Source organism: Deltaproteobacteria bacterium, assembly GCA_022340465.1.
In the GTDB taxonomy this organism is placed as follows: Bacteria; Desulfobacterota; Desulfobacteria; order Desulfobacterales; family B30-G6; genus JAJDNW01.
This window is the reverse complement of record JAJDNW010000155.1, coordinates 1-20,752: the sequence shown is the minus strand read 5'-3', so window position 1 is coordinate 20,752 and position 20,752 is coordinate 1. Positions and strand designations below refer to the sequence as shown.

Below are 20,752 nucleotides of genomic sequence, written 5' to 3'. Positions count from 1 at the left end.
AGAACTCTGCGATCATGGGGGCGAGATCGACTTTGCGGCCCTGCATCGGACCCTCCCTGACGGGGGTGTCCAGAAACAGATCCGGCAGCGTGTCGTCTTCGGGGCCGCTTTTCTGCCGGATGTTGATGATCTTTTCCATGTGCAGGATGCGTTCACCCGCGTAGAGGATTTCCGACGGCGACATGTGGAGGCCAGTTATGGCCCTGATCATGCGGGACTCGATGTCCAGTTTCAGGTCGCCGATGATGGAAAGGGCCGGTACCTTGCAGAGGCCCAGGGAATCGATGACCGCACTGACGGTCATGCACTTTTTCACCATGGCGCCCTTGCCGCCGGTGGCCGCAAGGTCGACCACTTCGCGCGTGCCGAACTCGCTTTCGGCCTGCTCGGGGCTGTAGCGCATCTCGGCAATGGGGTAGACGCTGGTGTAGTCGCCGCCCCGCATGGACACGGCATAGGCCAGGGCTACGCCCATGGCCCCCCGGGGGTCCCCGCCGTAAAGCTCTACGCCCTTAACATGGTAAGCGTATTTTTCCGCCCCGCGGCCGATGATTTCGGCTGCCTGCTTGACCCCTTTGGCGAGAATGGCGCCCAACCCTTCCCTGTGGGCGATCTGACGTATCAAGGCTTCCATTGCATCGGCATCACCCCAGGCAAGGGGCATGCCGCCGGTATCGGTTCGGGTCAGAATCCCCCGCTGATAGAGTTCCATGGCGAAGGCGATCACGCTGCCGGTGGAAATGGTGTCCAGCCCCAGCATGTTGCACAGATTGCTCAGATACAGCAGCGCCTCCGCATCGGTCAGACCGCACAAAGACCCCAGGTCGATGATGGTCTCGTATTCCGGGCGTCCGCCCTTGAAGCCGGCATACCGTCCGTCCGGAAGCTCGATTTCGGCCTTGCAGCTGATAGGGCAGCGATGGCATCTGCTCTTTTTCCTGACGTAGCGGTCCAGTTGCCGCCCGTCGATGCGCTCCGCATTCTCGAGCTGATAGTTCTGATAGTTGCGGGTCCCCAGCATACCCATCTGGTTGGTCTCCAGGATGTCGCCCGCAGACCCATAAGTGGAAAAATCCCGGTAGCGTGACACGCTCTTTTTCATGCGGCCGACATATTCCCGCACGACCTCCGCCTGGGAAGCGGTCATTTTTTCCTTTCCTGGTCCGGCCTGCAGGACGACTGCTTTCAGGTTTTTGGCCCCCATGAGGGTCCCCAGGCCGGTGCGTCCGGCGGCATGGTCCCACCCGGCCATGATGCAGGCAAATAGAACACCGTTTTCGCCGGCCGGCCCGATGGTCAACAGGTCCGTGTCCTGCCTGCCGAGATCCCCGCTGCTAAGCTCAAGGTAAAGGCGCTCTTCGGTCGCGCGCGTGTCGAGGCCCCAGAGGTGCTTAGCATCCCTTATTTCCACGCCGCCCGGCCCCACATACAAATATACCGGACGGCCGGCCCGCCCCGTGATCACGAGGCTGTTAAGGCCCAAAGAGTACATCCTGAAACCTAAGAATCCCCCCACGTTGGAACTGCCGATCAAACCGGACTGGGGCGAAAGCCCATTGACGTGGACGCGCGAGGAAGACGGCGCCACCGTACCGGTCAAGAGGCCACGGCTGATCACCAGCAGGTTGGCGGGATCGAGCGGGTCCATTTCCGTTTCGACGCGGCGATATAAATGCTCTATGTTGAAGCCGAAGCCGCCCAGGCTTCGCCGGACATCGGCTTCCGACAACGCTTCATGTTCGATGCGCCCAGAAGAAAGGTCGATTTCAATTTTTTTGCCGAAATTTTTCATTAAAATATTCTGCGGTCTGGCAGCTAATGGCTTCAATTTTTTTGGGTTATTGGTATTTTGATCATTCGATATTGCCCGCCCTGTTAAATGCTGCGAAGCAGCCCCCTCTTCGAGGGGATTTAACAGGGTAAAGATTTAGGGTTTGGTGCTTAGCATTTTATGATCGTTTTTGCCGTCATAGCCAACATCTGCGGTCTATTATTTCAGTTTTTCTGTCAACGCTTTGATACTTTCTAATTCATCCAAGCGCCAGGCCATCTCGAGAACCTCCTCGGCCCTCCTGCGGTCCATGACATTGGCCGCCAGCCAGTGAAACTTGTCCGCCATCTTTGCACGGGTCCACCCTCCGCCCTTGATCGCCATGCCGCCGTCCTTCAGTCCCGAGTTGAATTCACGGCCGTCCTTCAGGCGAATGGTCACGATGCTGCCGAAACACCCTTCCGGGTCGCCTTTTTCATAGAGCCGGCAGAGCCTGTTGAGTTCTTCGGATTCGACGACCTCGATCCGCATGGCCAGGGCTTGAATCGCGGGATCGGTCAAACGCGATTCCAGCATCTGGCGGGGACCGATTTCGCCGTCCACCAGCATGGCGGCAATGGGCCAGGCCAGATTGAACTGTGCCTCCTCTGTGGTCGTTGGCAGTCGGATTCCCAGGCGCACGGTTTCGTGAAAGGCCTCCACCCTGATGACGTCGATGTCTTCTAAAGCGATGCCGTTCTCCCGCACCAGTTCATGGGCGCCTTCAACGCCTGCATGGGCCCAGCCGCAGCATGCATAGCCTTTCTTTTTCCACATAACACCGTCTACCATGATAAAGTGACGGCCGATGTCCTTTGCCCAGTCGCTGTATTTCTGCATGCCCAAAAGGGAAGGAATGCCGGTAAAACCACGGGAGGCCATCTCGGCCGACATGACACCGTTCATGGCACCCCAGTAGATGCCGTGTTTGACCATGGCAGGATGGTCGATGTCGCGCATCATGGGAAGATTGGGCGCCTGGTAATCGGAAATACCCAGGGCGTGCCAGGCCTGCTCCGCGGTGAGCCCCATCAGGTTGGCCGCTGTGGCGACGCTGGCCACCGATCCCCAGGAGCCGCAGGCCTGGTACACAGCGTGGTCGTCGTGCCAGCACCTGCCGAAACGGTGGGCCACCTCGTACCCCGCTACCATGGCAGCCAGCAGTCGATCACCGCCAAGATTGAGGGACTCCGCCACCGAAAGGGCTGTGGGAAATATCTGGGCACCGCCGTGGCCGTAGGCATACTGGAGCCCGTCGTCTGAATCGATACCGTTGGCCGCGGCTGCATTCGCAAAGGCCGCACCCACCGCCGAACTCTTTTTCCCCTGCAAAAGGATCGTGGCGTGGTCTAACGGCCATGTCGCCGCGGCATAGTCGGCGCAAATCCGGCTGACGCGGGTCAGGGTTCCGGCCAGGGTCGCACCCAGGTTGTCGACCAGGCACATGCGCGCCTTTTCCTTCACTTCCTCCGACAAGGCTTCCCAGCGGATTTCGGCGATAAACTTCGCCGTCAGTTGGTTGCCGTCCATGGCTATCTCCCTTTAAACGAATTGTGTTACCCTCGAAAAAAATCCAACCAAGCCGTATCGTAATATTTTTTTCATCACGAAAACATGAAAATCCTAAATTCCAATATCAAAATTCTAAACAAATTCTAACTTCAAATGTTCAAATGACAGAAACGGAAGCCTGACAGCTAATGGCTTCAATCCATGTTTGGGTTATTTGGATTTAGATCATTCGATATTGTTTAGGATTTGGTGTTTAGGGTTTAAAATTTGGTGCATAGTGCTTAAAATATTCTAACCGCCTTTACTGCATAGACAATATCCTTGCCTATAACGATCCCAAAAGCGTTCAGCGGCGCGCCACGATATCCTCCAGTCTGGCCACGACTTCGGAAGGCAACCGCGCGGCCCGGTGGGAGGCGATGATCTCCTTGACCTTTTGGTTGGCCTTTTCCTGGACGGTCATCGCCCCCCTTGCAGACCAAGTCTCGAAATCGAAGCGGTCCAGCAGACGAGGCGCCCACAGTTCCCGGAAGTGGTCGAGGGTGTGGCTGGTTTCCAGGAAATGGCCGTCCGGGCCCACGGCATGAATCACGTCAAGGGCCAGCGTTTCCGCATTGATCTCCACCGGCTGCCAGAACCGTTTGATCCACTCGACGATTTCGTCGCTGAAAAGCACCAGTTCCAGACACCCGGTCATGGCGCAGTCCAGGTAACCCAGGTCGTGCACGATGTTCGCCCCGTTGAGCGCCTTGTCGAACAGGGTCAGAGCCGTTTCGGCAGCAGCCTGGGCGTCGAACACCTTGGCGTCGGTACATGCCGCGCTGAAGGTGGGTATGCGGTAATGGCGGGCCAGGTCCCATCCGTAGGGGCCGGCATCCGGTGCCGTGTAAAGGGACAGCATGGTGCGCATGTCCATAAAACCGCCGCTGCGCCCGCACAGGATCAGGGGCGACCCCTCGCGCTTCAGCTGGGACAGCACCAGGCCGGCCAGCTGGGCCGCGTTGTGCAGGGCCATGGCACCGGCCGAGGTGATGGGCGCCAGCGTTCCCCGCGTGGACCCGGGCGCGTAGATACTGGGAATGTTGCGTTCGGCCGCGTAAAGGAGCCGTTGCAGGCTTTCACCGTTGTGGTGGAAATCGGACACCGTGTTCACATAGTTGATGACAAACGGATAGCGTTGCAGGGGTTCCAGGCCTCCGGCCACAGCTGCGGCCATGTCCAGGGCCATCACCGTGCTGGCTTGTTCAATGCCCACGAAAATGATCGGTTTGGTGCTCTCCTGCAGCATGATCGCCATTTGATGGCGCTCGTAGTCTGCCTGGGACACATCCGACGGCAGAAACATGGACATGACGAAATCCATGTTGGCCAGGGCATCCACCAGGCGCACCCCGTCGACCACGTCACTGCGCTTAGCCCTGCGGTGCTCTCCCGTTTCCAGGTCGTAGATGGACATGCAGTCCGAGCCCACCCCGAAATAGGTGCGATCGCCCCCCAATGCCATGGCCAATTCACGGTTGCGGTCGTAGATGTTCACGTTTTCAGGCACGGTACTACGGGCCCACTCGACCAGGTCGGCAGGGACATGGACGATATTGCCGTCCGTTATGCGGGCGCCCGCTTTCCTGAACAGGTCCAGCGCCTCCTGGTCGAAAAAGCGCATGCCCGTGCGCTCCATGATTTCCAGGCTGGCATTGTGAAGGACGACGATCTGTTCCCGGTTCAGATTACGATATCCTCCGGGACGAAAGGCTCTCGGGTGTTTCAAGCTACGGTCATGTTGAGGCATTTTCATTTCTCCACAAAACGGATCGGCTCCGATCATTTCATTGCCATCAGCCGATCCTTTATCTTCTCATAAAAAAACCCATCAGCGACAACCCAGTCGCAGATGGGAAAATTAAGATATTCTAGGTTTCAAAACAAGATTTATGTAATAAATTTTCAGGATTGTTTTGCGCCAATGCCTGATCTTTTAGCCTGGACAACGGTATTCTTTGTCACAGCGCCCTTAAGAGGGCCTGAAAATTTATTACACGGTTTCCCGGATATCCGTGACCACATGCCCTTCGATCTGGTTGATGATCTTTTCGACCTCCGCCATGGGTACGTTTGCGGTGATCTTGACCACGTGGGTGTAGCGGGTATCGTCCTTCGGGTCGGGCATGCCGCCGATGGTTTGAATGCCCCAGCCGTTTTTTTCGATGCAGGCCACCAGCTTCCGCGTCTCGCCTTTCTTGTCCGGAATGCTCACGGCGATGCGCATGCCCGGCCGGCGGGTATCCAGCAGGCGGCACAACTGCAGCAGCAAATCCTCCTCGGTGATCAGGCCCACCACGACCTTGCGTTTCAGTACCGGCAGGCAGCCGATCTTGTTTTCGACCATGAGCAGGGCGGCGTCCTCGATGGCCGCGTTTTCTTCGATGCTGATGACCTCCCGGGCCTTGATCATGATTTTCCTGACTTTCAAGCTCGACAGATAGCGGGTGATCTCCCACACATTCAGGCTGTCCAGCGTGCCGGGCTCGATCATCAGCGTTTCGCGGGTGATCAGGCCCAACAGGCGTTTGCCGTCACCGACCACCGGCAGGTGCCGCACGTGGACCTCCCTCATGTAACGCTGCGCATCCACGATGGATGAATCTACGTCCAACATAAACGGATGGCGGGACATGAAATCCTTAACCAGCATGGTTTACCTCCTTGATACTCACAACGGGCTCGATTTTGCGCAGCTCTTCCAGGGGGATGTGGCAATAGATGTGGTGATCCGGATGGACCTCGCGCCACGGCGGGTCGGTCAGGCAGATCTCCGGATCGGGCAGCAGCTCACACCGTGGACAGCGCGTGTTCAACCGGCATCCGGCCGGTGGAGCGATGGCGCTGGGAACAACCCCGGGCAGGCGAATGCTCTTTTGCTTGGCCGTGGGATCGGGAATAGGTACGGCCGAGAGCAGCGCTTCGGTGTAGGGGTGGTAGGGCGGTGCGTAGATCTCTTCTGCCGGTCCCAGTTCCATGACCTGACCCAGGTACATGACGCACACATAGTCGGAAAAAAAGCGCGTAACGCTCAGATCGTGGGAAATAAAAATCAGGGTGGTGCCGAACTCCTCCTGGATCTCCATCAACAGGTTGATGATAGCGGCTTGCACGGACACGTCCAGCGCGCTGACAGGCTCGTCGCACAGTACCAGGTCGGGGTGACTCGCCAGGGCTCTGGCGATGCCCACGCGCTGCTTTTCACCGCCGGATAGCTGACGCGGCAGACGGTCGTAATATTTTGCTCCCAGCCGCATGGCCCGCAGAAGGCGCAGGACCTCGTCGGTGATCTTCTCCCTCGGTATGGCGTTGAAGCGCTTCATGGGCCTGGCAATCTGCTGCCCCACGGTGTAGGACGGGTTCATGGTGGAATCAGGGTTCTGAAACACCATCTGCAGCTCCCGGATCAACTTGCTGTCGCGCTTCAGAATGTGGTTGGTGATGTCGAAACCTAGAAACCGCACCTCTCCATTCGTGGCGTCCTCCAGGCCGATGATGGTCTTGACAAGCGTGCTTTTGCCGCAGCCCGATTCGCCCACGATGCCCAGTGTTTTGCCCTTGGGGACCTTGAAGCTGGCATGCTCCACGGCCTTGACATAGCGTTTTTCGCCCAACCCAAAAACATCCTTGAAGGAATTGCCCCGCACGCCATAGTATTTCTGCAGCCCTTTTACCTCCAGGATCGTTTCCGGCTTCTGCAAACCCTCTTTTTTACGACCGGCTCTCTTTGGAACCAGATCTTCCGGCGGCTCCCAGCTGCCCAGATCGATCTCTTCGGAAAAGTGGCAACGCACCTGGGTACCGTTGTCGCCGATGTCCCGCAGCCGGGGCCTTTCATCGCGGCAGCGCTTGCGCACATAGTCACAGCGGGGCCAGAACACGCAGCCCGCCGGTCGTCCGTCCGGCGGCGGCACACGACCCGGTATAGGATACAGAACGCTGCTGGACCTGTCGGTACCCAGTTTGGGTACGCAGCGCATCAGGCCCTGGGTGTAGGGGTGCTGCGGGGATTTGAACAGGTCCTCAACCTTGGCACGCTCGACCATTTCCCCGGCATACATGACGCCCACCCGGGTCGACACCCGGGCCACCACACCGAGATCGTGGGTGATGTACATGATGGCCGTGTTGTACTCCTGACGCAGGTCGGCGATGAGGTCCAGCACGGCCGCCTCCACGGTCACGTCCAACGCCGTCGTGGGCTCGTCCATCAACAGCAGAGCCGGGTTGTTCAACAGAGCCATGGCAATGACCACGCGCTGCTGCTGCCCGCCCGATATCTGGTGAGGGTAACGGTGCATCACATTGGCGGCGTCCGGCATGTACACCCGCTCCAGCATCTTGATGCACCGTTTGCCAGCTTCGCCATCCGATAGTCCCTGGTGAACGGTGAGCACTTCCTTCATCTGATCGCCCAGGCGCATGGAGGGATTGAGGGACTGCATGGGGTCCTGGTACACCATGGCGATCTGATCGCCGCGCAGGCGCCGCAGTTCCTCCCCTTTTTTGCCCACCAGGTTCTTGCCCTGAAACCGGATGGAGCCTCGTTTGACATACCCGTTGGCTCCCAGAAAATTGATGACGGACCAGGCGCAGGTGCTCTTGCCGCAGCCGGATTCCCCCACGATGCCATGCGTTTCACCCTTCATGATATCGAAGGTGACATTTTGAAGGGCTTCGACCTCCCCCCCCCGGACCTTGTAAGCCACCGCCAGGTTTTCGATGTCCAGAACGGGTATCTCCTTCCGTTTGCTCGTCGTTGGCTCAGCCATAATTTTTCCCATAATTTTTCATCGTTCACTTTTTATCTTTTTTCATCTACGACGTGCAGTACCCCCTGATTACTGAATACGGATACATTCCAAGATGAAAAATTATTTTTGATAGCGCATCAGCTCCTCCCGCAGACCGTCTGCAAAGAGGTTGAGGCCGATGACCAGGGTGGCGATGGCCAGCGCCGGCCAGATCACCGCCAGTTGGTTGACGAAGATGTATTTGCGGGCCTCGTTGACCATGCTGCCCCAGTCCGGGTTCGGCGGCGGCAGGCCGACCCCCAGGAAGCCCAGGGTGCCGATCATGAAGATGGCGTAGCCCACCCGCAGCATGGAATCCACCAGCAGGGGACCGCGTGCATTGGGAAGAATTTCCCGAAACATGATGAACCACACACTTTCGGCCCGCGTTTCCGCCGCACGGATGTAGTCGCGCGTCTGGATGTCCAGGGCCAGGCTGCGGGCCAGCCTGGCCACGCCGGGCGCCCCCGTGATGGTGATGGCCAGAATCACCACCAAGTCGCCCTGTCCCAGGGCGGCGATGACCACCAGGTAGAGCACGATCTGGGGAAAGGCGATCAGGGCGTCGAGCACCTGCATGATGATCTGGTCGTACCAGCCGCGCCGGTACCCCGCGTTGAGCCCCAACGTGGTCCCCACGATCAGCGAGCCCAGTACCCCCCAGATGGCCACCCCTCCGGGAATCGAGTGTTCTCCGCCCGGCAGGCGGGTCTTCAGCAACACCACCTGGGTGCCGTCCATGAGGCGTGACAGGATGTCACGGCCCATGTGATCCGTGCCCAGCCAGTTCGTGGCGTTGGGACCCAGGTTCTGGATAAAATCGCTGGTATTGGGGTCATAGGGGGTCCAGAAAAGGGAAACGGCGGCCACGACCAGCCAGAAACCGACCATGAACAACCCGACGGTGGCCACCCGGGACTCGAATACAATGGAAACGGTCTTCCACATGCTGGGTTTTTCCCTCTTTTCTCCCTTCCGCCCTTTGCTCTCAGACGCTTCCGCGTTCATGCTTACTCCTTAAATTTTCATGAATTCGGTCATTCTGACCCGGCTGAACAGTTTTGGTTGCGGCATGCGTTACAGGCCGCATTGTGTGCATAATGGCATGAAAATTTATGCATACCTCACCCTGGGGTTGAGCATGGTGTAGGCCAGGTCGCCGACCAGGCGGGTAATGATGGCGATCAAAACCGTGACCATGGCTGCCGCCTCCACCGCACTGAAATCGCCGAAGATGGCCGAATCGAAGATAAATTTTCCCAGCCCGGGATAGCCGAAGATCACTTCTACCACCACCACGCCGCCGACGAGCCAGTTGACGTGCAGCATGATGATGGTGATGGGCGCCATCAGGGCATTGCGGATGGCGTGCTTGAACACCACCCGCCAGTACGGCATGCCCTTGACGATCGCCGTGCGGATGTAGGCCGAGTCCATAACCTCCACCATGCTGGCCCTGGTCATGCGGGCGATGTAGCCCAGCTCCACCGCGGTGAGCGTCAGCACCGGCAGGATCAGCATGGACGGATTCTTGAAGATGGCGTCGTGGCTGGTGAACAGGGTCACGGCCGGGAGCACTTTCAGCCACAGTCCGAAAATGATGATCAGAAAGATGCCGGTCACGAATTCGGGTGTGGCCGTGGCCCCCAGGCTGGTTATGGAGATAAAGCGGTCCAGGGGCTTGCCCTCGTTGATGCCGGCCAGGATGCCGAAAAAAAGGGCCAGGGGCATGACCACCACGAAAGCCACCCCGGCCAGGACCAAGGTGTTGCGGATGCGCGGCTTGAGAATCACCGAAACCGGCCGGTTGAACTGCCAGGACATGCCGGCATCCCCTCTGACAAGGCCTTTGCGGAGAGGAATGTATTCGCGCGGGCCGTCGCCCTGCTTGCGCAGTCCCGCCTTGGTCAGCACCCAGACCTCCTCGCCGGAGCCCTTGACCCATTTGACGGCATTGTTGCGATTGTCCAGCCCCCAGAAATAGGTCTCACCGTTTTCCCCGGCAATCCAGTCGGATTCGCCGGCGACCGTTTCAGAGAAGCCGTCTTCCTGGCGGATGAGCCGCTTCAGTTCACCGTCTTCCATTTTCCAGCGCGTGGCTTGGCCGTCGACTTTGGCCCACCACTCCGTCTCCTTGGTCTTGGGGTTTTTCAGGGTTATCATGGGATAGGTCATGTGCTTTTTGGCCCGCCAGTCGTTCCCGATGAGCCAGTCCAGGTAGCGCTGCCATACAGGGGCGTCGAGGCCCAACTGGGCCCGGTAGGAAGCACGCTGTTCCGGTGTGGCGAACACCCCCAGGATCTTGACGCTGATGTCACCGCTGCCCACCTCGATCAGGATGAAAAGGCCGATGGAGACCAGCAGAATCGTCACGATGGTCGAAACGACGCTCCGTACCAGAAAACGGACCATGGTTTCACTCCTAACATTAGAAACAGGCCTAACCTGTTCCTAATTATCTCTGAAATAAACATTGCGGTCACAACTTTCGTGACGGTTGTGCGTTGAATGTTTCTAATGTCTAAGCGCAGTAAAACGATTTACGCAAAAAGGACGGTGACAAGGCAGGAAAAACACCATTGAATCTACCGGTATCGCCGGAAATAGAAGCCAACGTCTTGCGTTTGGGTAAAGCGCATCGAATTGCATGATAGACTCGGGCAATACAGCGGCCTGCCGGAACCGGCAGGCCGCTGTATTTGGAAGAATCAGGATTCCTTCCACATCTCATAGGTAAATGAATGAAAGCTGGTGGGATGGACCTTCACGCCGTGCATCTTCTTGCTGCTGATGTCGAAAATCTTGACCCAGTAGCTGATGGCGATGGGTCCCCTTTCCTGCATGATGTCTTCCATGTCGCACATGATGGCCCGGCGCTTCTCCACGTCCAGGGTCTGCTGGGCCTTGTCCAACAGGGCCGTGAACTTGTCGTCGTACCAACGTGTCTCGTTCCAGGCGCCGATGGCTTCCTTGGTGTAGGCCAGGGGCAGCACCATCACGGCAATGGCCCGGTGGGTCCATGCGGTAATCCCCAGGGGCACCTCGGTCCAGCGGTCCCAGTAACCACCGGCCTCGGTGATGTCCAGCTGAATGTCGAAGCCGCCCGCGGCAGCCGTTTGTTTGAGCGTCTGGGCCACTTCCGGCTCGGCCTCGTCGTTCTTGGTGGCCAGGGTGACCTTCAGGGGCAGCTGGAGGCCCTTTTCCTTGGCATATTCTTCCAGCAGCTTGCGGGCGCCCTGGGGGTCGTACTTGGGAATGGGCTTGACGCAATAGGCCGGGTGTGCCGGGGACATGTGGGCGTCGATGGCCAGTTCTCCCAGGCCATAGGCAGCCAGCTGCAGGCATTTGGCGCGGTCCTGGCACATCTTCAGGGCCGTGCGCACGCGGTTGTCGTCCCAGGGCGGCAGGTCCACACGCATTTTGGTGACGTAGGCGTATGAACTGGGTACGCTCGTAATGTTGACGTTGGGGTTGCCCTTCAGGGCCAGGTAGTCGGAGGTGCGCGGGTGGAAGATGGAGTCCACCTGCCCGGCCTGCATGGCAGCCATGGCCGCGTCTTTCTTGATGGCGACGTAAACAATTTTGTCCAGGTAGGGCAGCGGCTTGCCGTCTTCGCCTTTTTTCCAGTAGTCGTTGCGGGCTTTCATCACGCAGCGTTCGCCCTCGGCATACTCTTCCAGGGTGAAGGCGCCGGTGCCGACGGGCTGTTTGATGAAGTCGCCCTCGAAGGTCTTGGGCAGGATCACGCCGGGGTAGTGCCACAGGTGCTCGGGCACGCCGATGTTGCCGGACACCAGGTGCAGGCGGATGTGGTAGTCGTCGACTTTCTCAATGTTCTGCGGGCCGCCCCAGTAGGACAGCAACCCCAGCATGGAGGAGCCCACGTCCTTGTTGAGCCACTGGTTCATGGTGAAGATGACGTCGTCGGCGGTCATCACCTGGCCGTTGTTGAACTTGACGCCCTTGCGCACATAGAGATCCCAGGTTTTCAGGTCTTCACTGGCCGTCCATTTTTCGCACAGGCAAGGCCGCGTAATGCCGTCCGCGCCGGTGTCGCTCAGGTACTCTGCCACCTGCCGAACCACGTTGGCACCCTCCGACCAGGAAAGGCGGGCGGGATTGTCGATGAGCTGCAGGTCCATGGCGCAGGTCCAGGTGCCGCCACGCTGGGGCATGGTTGCCGCCTGGGCCTTTTTCGCTGAAAATGGCGATACAAAGGCGTAGGCTGCGGCTGCGGACAGGCCCAGCATGGTCGCGTTCCACAAGAATTCACGGCGGGTAATCTTGCCTTTCAGGAATTGATCCCTCAGCTCCGGGATATAGGGATGGGGATCTTTTTGATCTTTACGCTTGATGATTTCCATACGGCACTCCTCCTTTGTGTTGGTTGTAAAGTCCACTGAATCCGTTCCGTATCCATAACACACCTGCCAATAAAACTAAACCCTGTAAAAAATATAAATCACATTCAGCTAATCTCATGCAGTCGCCTCACGTCAACACAACGCTCGCATCGCCTGGCGAGCACGGGTATTGCATGGTCGCCCGGCGCCGCTCCCCTGGCAACCGATTACCCCAGGACGGAAAAGGTACTGCCCTCGATGATTTCACGGTTGCGCGAAAAAATACCGCTGTTGAGAGTGTAATCGATATTGCGCAGCCCCACCTGGACCGGCTCCCGGTCGTGATCATGCCCCGCTTCGCAGGCCGTGATGATTTCCGCCAGGATCTGGCCGATCACCGGCCCGTTCTTGTACTGGTTGCCGCTGGTGCCGATGGCCAGGTAAAAACCCGGCAGGTCGGTTTTGTCGTAAATGGGAATCCAGTCGTCGGAGACGTCGTACAGGTCCACGACGCCCCTGGGCTGGCCGGGGATGGCCAGACCGGGAATCCGCTTGGCAATGCGGTAAACCTGGGCATTCCACTGCTCCCGGGTGACCTCGCGGTTGAAGTCGTTCGGGTCGTCGATCCACTCGAGGGTGTCACAGGCCGGATCCTCGCTGCCCACCAGAATGAGATCGCCCGCCTCGGGCCGGTGATAACCGCCGGCGTCGCCGTCGGAAACGATGATGCCTTCCTTTTCATAGCTGAACGATTCCGGCGAAGGCACGAAGTGGACCTCGTGGCGCAGGGAACGGGTCTTGATCTTCATCTTCTCATCGACACCGGCCATGCGGTTGACCACAAACGAGTGCGGACCGGCCGCATTGACGACCACCGGGGCGTCGATCGCCCGCCCGTCGGCAAGCGTCACGCCGTCCACCCTTCCACCGGCCTTGCGAATGGCGACGACTTCTGCATTGAAAAGAAACGCGGCGCCCCTGGCTTCGGCCGCACGCTGGATGTTGTGCACCGACAGGGTGGCGTCGTTTACGTAACCGCCCCGGGGAAAATAGATCACGGTGGGGTTGATTTTTTCCGTGGGCGCATCGCCGAAGGCAGGGTCTTCGGGGCGTTGAGGAGGATAAAAGGAGTCGTCGACAAAATGGGGCATCCGCTTCAGCAGCTTTTCCGGGCTCCATTTTTCATAGGGGATCCCCAGAGCGTCGTGGAGATCCAGGTATTTGCTGAAGTCGAATCCCTTGGGCTTGATCACCAGGATGCCGATGTCGTTGAACCTGGCGAGCCCTTTTTCGTCGTGCCTGCCCACATAGCTTTCCCAATCCTTCCAGTAAAAATAGCTGTCGTAAGCCAGGGCCGTCCCCTCCAGGGTCGAATAGTGCGTCCTGATAATGGCGCAGGTGTTGCCGGTGGACCCCAGGCCTGAATCGCCCAGTTTTTCAACGTTGAGGGTCTTGAACCCCTTCTGGGACAATTCCAAAGCAATGGCCGCCCCGGAAATGCCCGCCCCGATGATGATGGCGTCGTACTTGGTTGTCATTCGAAGGACTCCTTTCCATTTAAATTCCGCCGCCGTCAAGACGGCGGCTGAATTTAAAAGTTATACGTGCCCGTAGAAATCCCGGTGCACGGTCACGGCAAAAGCATAGTCCAGCAACGTCCCCCAGCTGAAAACCGGGATGTCGATCTGGCGCTGGACGGCCCGGGCAAACACCTGAAAACCGGTGCACTCCAGGACCAGCGCCCCCATGTTGGGGTGGCTGCGGTAAAATTCAACGGCGACCTCGACGAATTCGGCTTCTGCTTTTTCGTAGTGGGCCTGGGGGATCTCCGGCCGTTTGTCACCGATCCACAGATTCTCGAACTCCTCGCAGCGGCCGTCGTCCATGGCGCCCCCCAGAACGAAGTTGCTGCCCGGTTGCACCCCCACCGCGGTCAGATGGGCCTCGGTCATGTACTTCTTTAGAGCAGCAAGAACACCGACGACCTTGTCAGGCCCCACCAGCTGCTGGGCCCAGGGCACCTGCAGCAGGCTGGACATGAACACCGGCACCTCAACATGGGCGGCGATCTCTTTTTGAAAATAGGCAAAGTAGCCGCACTCGGCGGCAATGGCGCGGCACCCCATGTTTTCAAGGTTTTTTGCGGCCCGGCGGATGGGTTCCAGGCAGGACGACTTGTCCTTTTCGAACACCAGCCTGGGGATGTCCACATCTCTCACGATTTCGTACTGGATGGGAAAGGGATAGGCGCTGGCGTTGCGCACGTCGCCCGGAAACCCCGGGTAAACCTCGTCCAGGATGATGATTCCCAGTCCCATGCCGTAGCAACGGTGGTTTTTGCGCGCCTTGATGTGCTTGATACCCATATCGCGTTGATCGTTCATGTTACCCCCTTTAAATTTGAACTCCCCGCTGCTTGCAGCGCGGGGTGAATTCCAATTAACGTGTCAATTCCTTCGTACCCTTTAATTTCATCTGCTCCAGCTTGGCAGCCACCGCTTCGGGCAGAGGCTCGGGCGTGTGGGTTTCCATGATGTACCGTATCTTTTCACGCACCCTGTCGAGGGTGTCCTTGGCGCCTTCTTTTTTCCAGGCCTCCATGGGCTGCCTGGTGAATATGCCCGGCCGCCACAACTCCTGCTTGAAATGACGCATGGTGTGCGGCTGCGACAGGAACTCGCCCCCAGGCCCCACCTGGTACAACAGGTCCCGCGCAATCTGATCGGGGCTGAAAGACAGGCCGCGCAAAAAGCGCCTGGCCATGCCGATGATCTCGTCACCCAGGACCAGTTGTTCCACGGCACAGGCCATGGATCCGTCCATGTAACCCACGTCGTGGATGAGATTCAAACCTGCCAGTCCCTGAGCCAGGATATGGTACATGGCCTCCGCGCCCGCTTGAGCGTCCTGGACCTTTGCATCGGTGGCCCCCGCAAGTCCCCAGGTAGGAAGGCCGAGGGACTGGGCCACCTCAGCCTGGGCCGCCAGCGCCAGGCTCATCTCAGGGCCGCCGGCACTCATCAAACCGTTGGCCATGTCGAAGGCCGCAAAGTTGCAGCCCAGGCCCACCGGGCATCCTGGCTTCTTCAACTGGGCCAGGACCACGCACATCATCGATTCGGCCGTGCCCTGGGCAACCGCCGCCGGTATGGTTACGGGACCGGTGGCCCCCAGTTGCACCGCCGGTCCCATCATCTGGGGCAGGAAGCGGTCCGCCGCCAGAAAGATACGGCCGGCGACCGGTTCGGGCATCACCAGGGGGGTGATCGGCTCGGGATAACTCACCAGGAACGGCCGTTCCCGCAGCCGAGCCCGGCCGCCCGCAATTTCGGCCGCCATGTCGAAAATGATTTCCATACCCCTTGTGGAATAGGACAAAAACACGATGGGTTTGGTGGTGTTGCTCACCGCCGCCACGAATTCGTGCAGGTCCGCAGCCCGGCTGGGCACGTCCTGTACGGACCCCATGGGCATGATCCAGTCGATGTTCTCCAGGGCATCGGCCACCTTGGCGGCCAGAGCCAGGTCCGCGACCCTGGTTTCGTGATATTCCCCTGTCAGGGCGTCCTTGGTGTTGGGGCTGGCCGTTGACGTGCCGTAGTAACTCTTGCGGCCTTCAACCTCCAGGGCACGTTCGCCGTTGCGGTTGTAGATCGTCCACCCTTTGGGCGCCGAGTCCAGGCACTGCCTTACGATCGACTCCGGAACCTTGACCATCTCCCCATCCACCCTGGCGCCGGCGGATTGCAGTAACTGGCGGGCGCCTGCGTGCAGGACCTTGAAACCGACCTTCCCCAGGATCTCCATGGCGGCACTGACCAGTTCCCGGACCTGGTCATCGGTGAGCACCCGGAAGGAAATCCCGTTCTGAACCGCTATGTTTGTATTAATCATCTTCAACCTCCTTCTACGTTGGGATACTGGATTAATGGTGTATTGGATTGCTGGGTTTTAGCTCGCAGATCGAGTCTTTCAGTCTTCCGTCCTTTATTCGACGTCCTCTCTGGTCCCCCTACTCCTTATTGCCTGCTGACATTCCGGCACGCTGTGGTTCTGATGTTCTGTGGCGCTGAGATTGTGCCAGGATCAGTTCCATGAAATGAAAAATCATCTCTTTGGTGAGCGTGGCTGCCCGCTCTTCATGCCTTGCCGCCACGGCCTTGAGGATCTTGTCCCAGTAGCGGTAGGCTGCCAGCGTCATGACGTCGTCCCCTTTCAGGTGCAGGTCGGCGAACTGGAAGATGTTGTTGTGAATGGGCAGCAAAACAGCACCGTAAATGCGGTTGTCCACGATGGGCAGGAATGCCTTGCGCAGGGCTCTTTCCGTGGCAAGAAGCGCGTACCAGGCTTGCTCCCCGCGCTCGAGGCAGGCTTCGAGCTTTTGCCTGTACGTCAGCAGGTGCTCTATCTGTTGGTCGCTGGCCCGTTGCACCACCAGCCGGATCAGGCCGGCTTCGACGGTTGCTCGAAACTCGAAGAGCTCCCGCGGCGTTACCTTCAGGTGTCGCATGAGCAGGTCGAGGCTTTCCGTCATGGGCTTGGTGGCCACGTCGTTGATAAAAAAGCCGCCCTTGGTCCCCTTGCGCACCTCCACAAGGCCCTTCTGTTCAAGCCGGGCAAGGCCCTCGCGGATGGTCCCCAGGCTGGCCCCGAGAATCTTCTGCAGCTGACGCGTGGCAGGCAGTTTGTCGCCAACGCAGTAATCACCCGCGAGAATGGCATCCTCGATCTGCTGGACGACATTCTCAACCAGGCTCTGGCTTTTGGCTTTTTTCAGCATGGATGGAACCCTCATACCGGCGTACCATTTTCGGTTGCAATCGCTGGGAAGGTTCTGAAATGGATTTGATTTAATGATTTAATCAATAGAACTATAGAAAGGGCCGTTGAATGTCAAGTGTTATTTCACATAATATCGTTTTCCACGATTTTATGTAAAGCGGAGACCGGAACCGGAGCTCCAGAACCTCAGAATCACGGAAGACGGAAGACAGAGGACTACAGAGATTCAGGCGGTCAGAGGTCGGAAGACTTCAGGACTCAGTGCTCAGGACTTAGGGCTGAGTTAACGCCTGTTCCCCTTCCGCCGGGCCACGAAGGCATCAATGGCCTTTGCCATGCCCGGATCGAGCGACGGCTGTTCGTAGAATTCCAGTCGCTGCCGGAGATGTTCGGCGGCCACCGCCTCGATGCGTCTGGCCCCGCTTTCGGTCCACTGCTGATAATCGCTGCGGCTGAAAAGCGAGGGCTGCGAAAGCGACCTGAACGTCGCCAGCGTTTTAGGATGGGTCAGATACTCGCCCTGCCCCACGGATACGATAAAGTCAGCATCGATGGCGGCCTCTGAAATTTTTACCGGGGTCAGGGACTTCAGCACATGCGCGCTCACTTCTTCATCGATCAGCCACTTTTCAAAACTCAGGGAAAGGAAAGAGCCTATCTGACCGCAGCTGTGCAATATGAAGTTGGCGCCGCTTCCAACAGCGCTTGCCAAAATCAGCGCCCCTTCGGCCAGGGCCTGGGCGTCAGGCACCTGCGCATCCGTCAGGCTGCCGCCGGTTCGGCAGGGAAGGCGATAAAAGTGCGCCATGCGTGCCGTCAGCATTGCCAGCTGAACCGTTTCCGGGGCGCCCACCGCGGCGACGGCCGTTTTCATGTCCAGTGGCGCGGACGTTGCTCCGTAGACGACCGGAGCGCCGGGGGCCGTCAACTGGGCCAGGACAATGCCGGCCAGAATTTCAGCGTTCTGCAGGGCGGCGACGCCGGCCATTGAAACCGGTCCGCTGGAGCCAGCCATGACCATGGTCGCGACGATGACCGGCTGGCGGCAGGCGGCCATTTCCATGATCACCTCGGCCTGTTCCCCGGAAAAACTCAAGGGCGATTTTACGTTGGTCACCGCAATCACGCCGGGCTTTTCCTGCAGGACCTCCATGCCGCCGCAAAGCATGCCCGCCATTTCAAGGGAGTCCCTGGCTGCCGGCCCCGAAACGCTCGCACCGATGATCGGCTTGTCGCAGAGCCTGATGTACGTGGACACCATATCCAGGTGCGCCGTTGCTGCAGGGACGTCATTGGCCTGTACCATGATGCCACCGCCCAGGCTCAGCACCTCGGACGAATGGACCAGCCGGCAGCATGTTTCGAAGTCGGCCATAGTGGCCCTCCGCTGACGGCCGCCGACATCACTGATGTTGGGCGCACCGCCGGTGGGCGCCAACACCACCGTGTCCGTACCGATGTCAATCGATTTTGCGGGGTTGCGGGCATGCAGCCTGAAGCGTTCGGGCGCGGTTTCCAACGCACGCGTCACCGCAGCTTCGGTAAAATACACCTTGCGGCCGTCCGTTCTGAAGCCGTGCCGGCGAAAAATGGCCACGGCCTTTTCCGACTCAAACACCACGCCTGCCCCGGCAAGAATTCTGAGGCTCCCGTGGTGAATGGTGCTCAGGTCTTCCTGTGTGTACTGGCGGTCTTTTTCCATCATTGGCGAACCCTTTTTGCTGCTGTTATGCACCAAGCAGGTACCCGGGTCCAGAAGGCCCGGCACTGTTCTCTCTTTGGAAGGGTGTGATTTTGATATTGATGAAGACCTTAATTCCTAGTCCCCAACATCAAAATTCTAAACACCTAAAACCTAAAACGTTTGGTTTCCAATGCCGCAACGCCATATCATTCTTTGTGTAGTCGTGACAAGAAGGAGTCTTTACCCCAGTACCGAAAAACTGCTCTCCTTATTGATTTCCCTGAGCCGCGAATAGAAACGCATGTCCACGTCGCGATCTATTTTTTCCAGGTGAAAGACGACGGGCTCTGCGTCGTGGTCTCTCCCGCTTTGGCATTGGGTGATCAGGTCCGCCATCATCTTGCCCACCACCGGTGCGTTCTTGTACTGGTTGCCCGAGGTGCCCACCGCCATATAGAAGCCGGGCAGGTCGGATTTGTCGTAGATGGGCATCCAGTCGTCGGTGACATCGTACAGGTCGACCACCCCTTGTATCTGATTGGGGATCCTCAGGTCGGGAATCCTCAGGGACAGACGGTAGGCCTGGGCCTTTGCCTGTTCGGTGAGATTGCGGTTGAAGTTGTCCGGGTCGTTGACCCACTCCTTGGGGTCACACTCCGGATCTTCACTCCCGGAGAGGATGTGATTGCCCACCTCCGGCCGCCAGTAGGCCCCGACGTCGCTGTCCGAGCTCGGACAGCCGATGGATTCGTAATCAACGCCTTCAGGGGCCGGCAAATGAACCACTTCGTGGCGCAGGGCGCGGGTTTTGATCTTCATCCCTTCGATCACGCCGGCCATGGCATTGACCACAAACGAGTGCGGCCCGGCGGCGTTGACCACCACCGGTGCAAACAGTTCCCGGCCATCATCCAACCGGACACCCTTTGTGCGTCCGTCCTGCTTGAGGATCGCCTCCACCCGGCGGCTGAAAATAAATTCCGCCCCGTGGGCTTCCGCGGCCACCTGGACGTTGTGTACCGACAACACCGGGTCGGTGACGTAGCCGCCCTCGGAATAGTAAATGGCCCCCGCAATCGGCGTGTCGTTTTTGCTGCCGAATTTTGGATCTTCCGGCCTGCGCGGGGGGAAATAACTGGCATCGTCCAGCATGGGAAAGGTTTCCTTTATCCTTTCGAAGTTCCAGTTTTCATAACCGATTCCGAGGGCATCCAGCATCCGGCGGATGTTTTTAAGACGGTCGTTGGCCTGAGACTCAAAAACGAGCACGCCCGTTTTATTGAACCGCGCCGTCCCCTTGGGGTCATCGATTCCGAGGTAATCGGCCCAGCTGTTCCAGTAGTGATAGCTCTCATAGGCCACGGCGGTGCCCTCGAGGGTTGAGTAGTGCACCCGGATCACCGCACAGGTGTTGGCCGTGGAACCGTTGCCGGCTTCAGGCTGTTTGTCCACAGCGACTGTTTTCCAGCCCCGCCTGGCGAGTTCGAAGGCAATACTGCAGCCGATGATGCCGGCGCCGACTATGACGGCATCGTATTGTTTTCCCATTGGTCACCCCTTATCATTAACAATTATTAATTGTTGTTTTCAGCTCCGGATCGAGCGATCAGAGCAGACTCACGGCCTCGACTTCGACGTTGGCGTCCCGGGGCAGCCGGGCCACCTCGACGCAGGCGCGCGCCGGGTGGTTCTCTTTGAAAAATTCGCCGTAAACTTCGTTGATCAGAGGGAAATCGTCCATGTTCTTGATGAACAGGGTTGTTTTGACCACCTTATCCAGGCTGCTGCC

Annotated in this window: 15 protein-coding genes; all 15 read right to left on the bottom strand. The window is 58.5% G+C overall.

Annotated elements, in window-relative coordinates:
* A partial coding sequence (locus LJE94_19115; protein ID MCG6912208.1) for an aldehyde ferredoxin oxidoreductase family protein occupies positions 1–1,792 on the bottom strand: 1,792 nt, incomplete at its 3' end.
* A 198-nt stretch (positions 1,793–1,990) separates the two neighbouring features.
* A complete protein-coding gene (locus tag LJE94_19110) occupies positions 1,991–3,340 on the bottom strand; it encodes an MmgE/PrpD family protein (GenBank protein MCG6912207.1) in 1,350 nt (449 codons plus the stop codon).
* Positions 3,341–3,668: 328 nt separating this feature from the next.
* Positions 3,669–5,111 carry a trimethylamine methyltransferase family protein gene (locus tag LJE94_19105; GenBank protein MCG6912206.1) on the bottom strand — a complete coding sequence of 481 codons (1,443 nt, stop codon included), beginning with the start codon at positions 5,109–5,111 and terminating at the stop codon, positions 3,669–3,671.
* Between the two features lie 243 nt (positions 5,112–5,354).
* Entirely contained in the window at positions 5,355–6,014 is a 660-nt protein-coding gene (locus tag LJE94_19100; protein ID MCG6912205.1) for a CBS domain-containing protein, read from the bottom strand.
* The gene (locus LJE94_19095) at positions 6,004–8,133 is read right to left on the bottom strand and encodes a dipeptide ABC transporter ATP-binding protein (protein ID MCG6912204.1); all 2,130 of its coding nucleotides are present in this window, start codon (positions 8,131–8,133) and stop codon (positions 6,004–6,006) included. The genes LJE94_19100 and LJE94_19095 overlap by 11 nt, the downstream gene beginning before the upstream one ends.
* Before the next feature lie 102 nt (positions 8,134–8,235).
* A complete protein-coding gene (locus LJE94_19090) occupies positions 8,236–9,162 on the bottom strand; it encodes an ABC transporter permease (protein MCG6912203.1) in 927 nt (308 codons plus the stop codon).
* A 105-nt stretch (positions 9,163–9,267) separates the two neighbouring features.
* Positions 9,268–10,566: an ABC transporter permease gene (locus LJE94_19085; GenBank protein MCG6912202.1), complete on the bottom strand. Its 1,299-nt coding sequence runs from the start codon at positions 10,564–10,566 to the stop codon at positions 9,268–9,270.
* 296 nt (positions 10,567–10,862) lie between these two features.
* Positions 10,863–12,518 carry an ABC transporter substrate-binding protein gene (locus tag LJE94_19080; protein MCG6912201.1) on the bottom strand — a complete coding sequence of 552 codons (1,656 nt, stop codon included), beginning with the start codon at positions 12,516–12,518 and terminating at the stop codon, positions 10,863–10,865.
* 206 nt (positions 12,519–12,724) lie between these two features.
* Positions 12,725–14,035, bottom strand: a complete 1,311-nt coding sequence (locus tag LJE94_19075; protein MCG6912200.1) for an FAD-binding oxidoreductase — start codon at positions 14,033–14,035, stop codon at positions 12,725–12,727.
* Positions 14,036–14,095: 60 nt separating this feature from the next.
* Positions 14,096–14,881 (bottom strand): aspartate/glutamate racemase family protein, encoded by a 786-nt coding sequence (locus tag LJE94_19070; GenBank protein ID MCG6912199.1) that lies wholly within the window; start codon positions 14,879–14,881, stop codon positions 14,096–14,098.
* Positions 14,882–14,936: 55 nt separating this feature from the next.
* Positions 14,937–16,391 (bottom strand): trimethylamine methyltransferase family protein, encoded by a 1,455-nt coding sequence (locus tag LJE94_19065; GenBank protein MCG6912198.1) that lies wholly within the window; start codon positions 16,389–16,391, stop codon positions 14,937–14,939.
* A gap of 118 nt (positions 16,392–16,509) precedes the next feature.
* The gene (locus tag LJE94_19060; GenBank protein ID MCG6912197.1) at positions 16,510–17,277 is read right to left on the bottom strand and encodes a GntR family transcriptional regulator; all 768 of its coding nucleotides are present in this window, start codon (positions 17,275–17,277) and stop codon (positions 16,510–16,512) included.
* 285 nt (positions 17,278–17,562) lie between these two features.
* A complete protein-coding gene (locus tag LJE94_19055) occupies positions 17,563–18,984 on the bottom strand; it encodes a trimethylamine methyltransferase family protein (protein MCG6912196.1) in 1,422 nt (473 codons plus the stop codon).
* 219 nt (positions 18,985–19,203) lie between these two features.
* Entirely contained in the window at positions 19,204–20,511 is a 1,308-nt protein-coding gene (locus LJE94_19050; GenBank protein MCG6912195.1) for an FAD-binding oxidoreductase, read from the bottom strand.
* A 58-nt stretch (positions 20,512–20,569) separates the two neighbouring features.
* On the bottom strand, positions 20,570–20,752 hold a 183-nt coding region (locus LJE94_19045; GenBank protein ID MCG6912194.1), incomplete at its 5' end, for a reactive intermediate/imine deaminase.

What these genes read in the sequence shown, in the direction of transcription:
- LJE94_19110 (MCG6912207.1), bottom strand. Translation starts at nt 3,340, where the DNA reads ATGGACGGCAACCAACTGACGGCGAAGTTTATCGCCGAAATCCGCTGG.
- LJE94_19105 (MCG6912206.1), bottom strand. Translation starts at nt 5,111, where the DNA reads ATGCCTCAACATGACCGTAGCTTGAAACACCCGAGAGCCTTTCGTCCC.
- LJE94_19100 (MCG6912205.1), bottom strand. Translation starts at nt 6,014, where the DNA reads ATGCTGGTTAAGGATTTCATGTCCCGCCATCCGTTTATGTTGGACGTA.
- LJE94_19095 (MCG6912204.1), bottom strand. Translation starts at nt 8,133, where the DNA reads ATGGCTGAGCCAACGACGAGCAAACGGAAGGAGATACCCGTTCTGGAC.
- LJE94_19090 (MCG6912203.1), bottom strand. Translation starts at nt 9,162, where the DNA reads ATGAACGCGGAAGCGTCTGAGAGCAAAGGGCGGAAGGGAGAAAAGAGG.
- LJE94_19085 (MCG6912202.1), bottom strand. Translation starts at nt 10,566, where the DNA reads ATGGTCCGTTTTCTGGTACGGAGCGTCGTTTCGACCATCGTGACGATT.
- LJE94_19080 (MCG6912201.1), bottom strand. Translation starts at nt 12,518, where the DNA reads ATGGAAATCATCAAGCGTAAAGATCAAAAAGATCCCCATCCCTATATC.
- LJE94_19075 (MCG6912200.1), bottom strand. Translation starts at nt 14,035, where the DNA reads ATGACAACCAAGTACGACGCCATCATCATCGGGGCGGGCATTTCCGGG.
- LJE94_19070 (MCG6912199.1), bottom strand. Translation starts at nt 14,881, where the DNA reads ATGAACGATCAACGCGATATGGGTATCAAGCACATCAAGGCGCGCAAA.
- LJE94_19065 (MCG6912198.1), bottom strand. Translation starts at nt 16,391, where the DNA reads ATGATTAATACAAACATAGCGGTTCAGAACGGGATTTCCTTCCGGGTG.
- LJE94_19060 (MCG6912197.1), bottom strand. Translation starts at nt 17,277, where the DNA reads ATGCTGAAAAAAGCCAAAAGCCAGAGCCTGGTTGAGAATGTCGTCCAG.
- LJE94_19055 (MCG6912196.1), bottom strand. Translation starts at nt 18,984, where the DNA reads ATGATGGAAAAAGACCGCCAGTACACACAGGAAGACCTGAGCACCATT.
- LJE94_19050 (MCG6912195.1), bottom strand. Translation starts at nt 20,511, where the DNA reads ATGGGAAAACAATACGATGCCGTCATAGTCGGCGCCGGCATCATCGGC.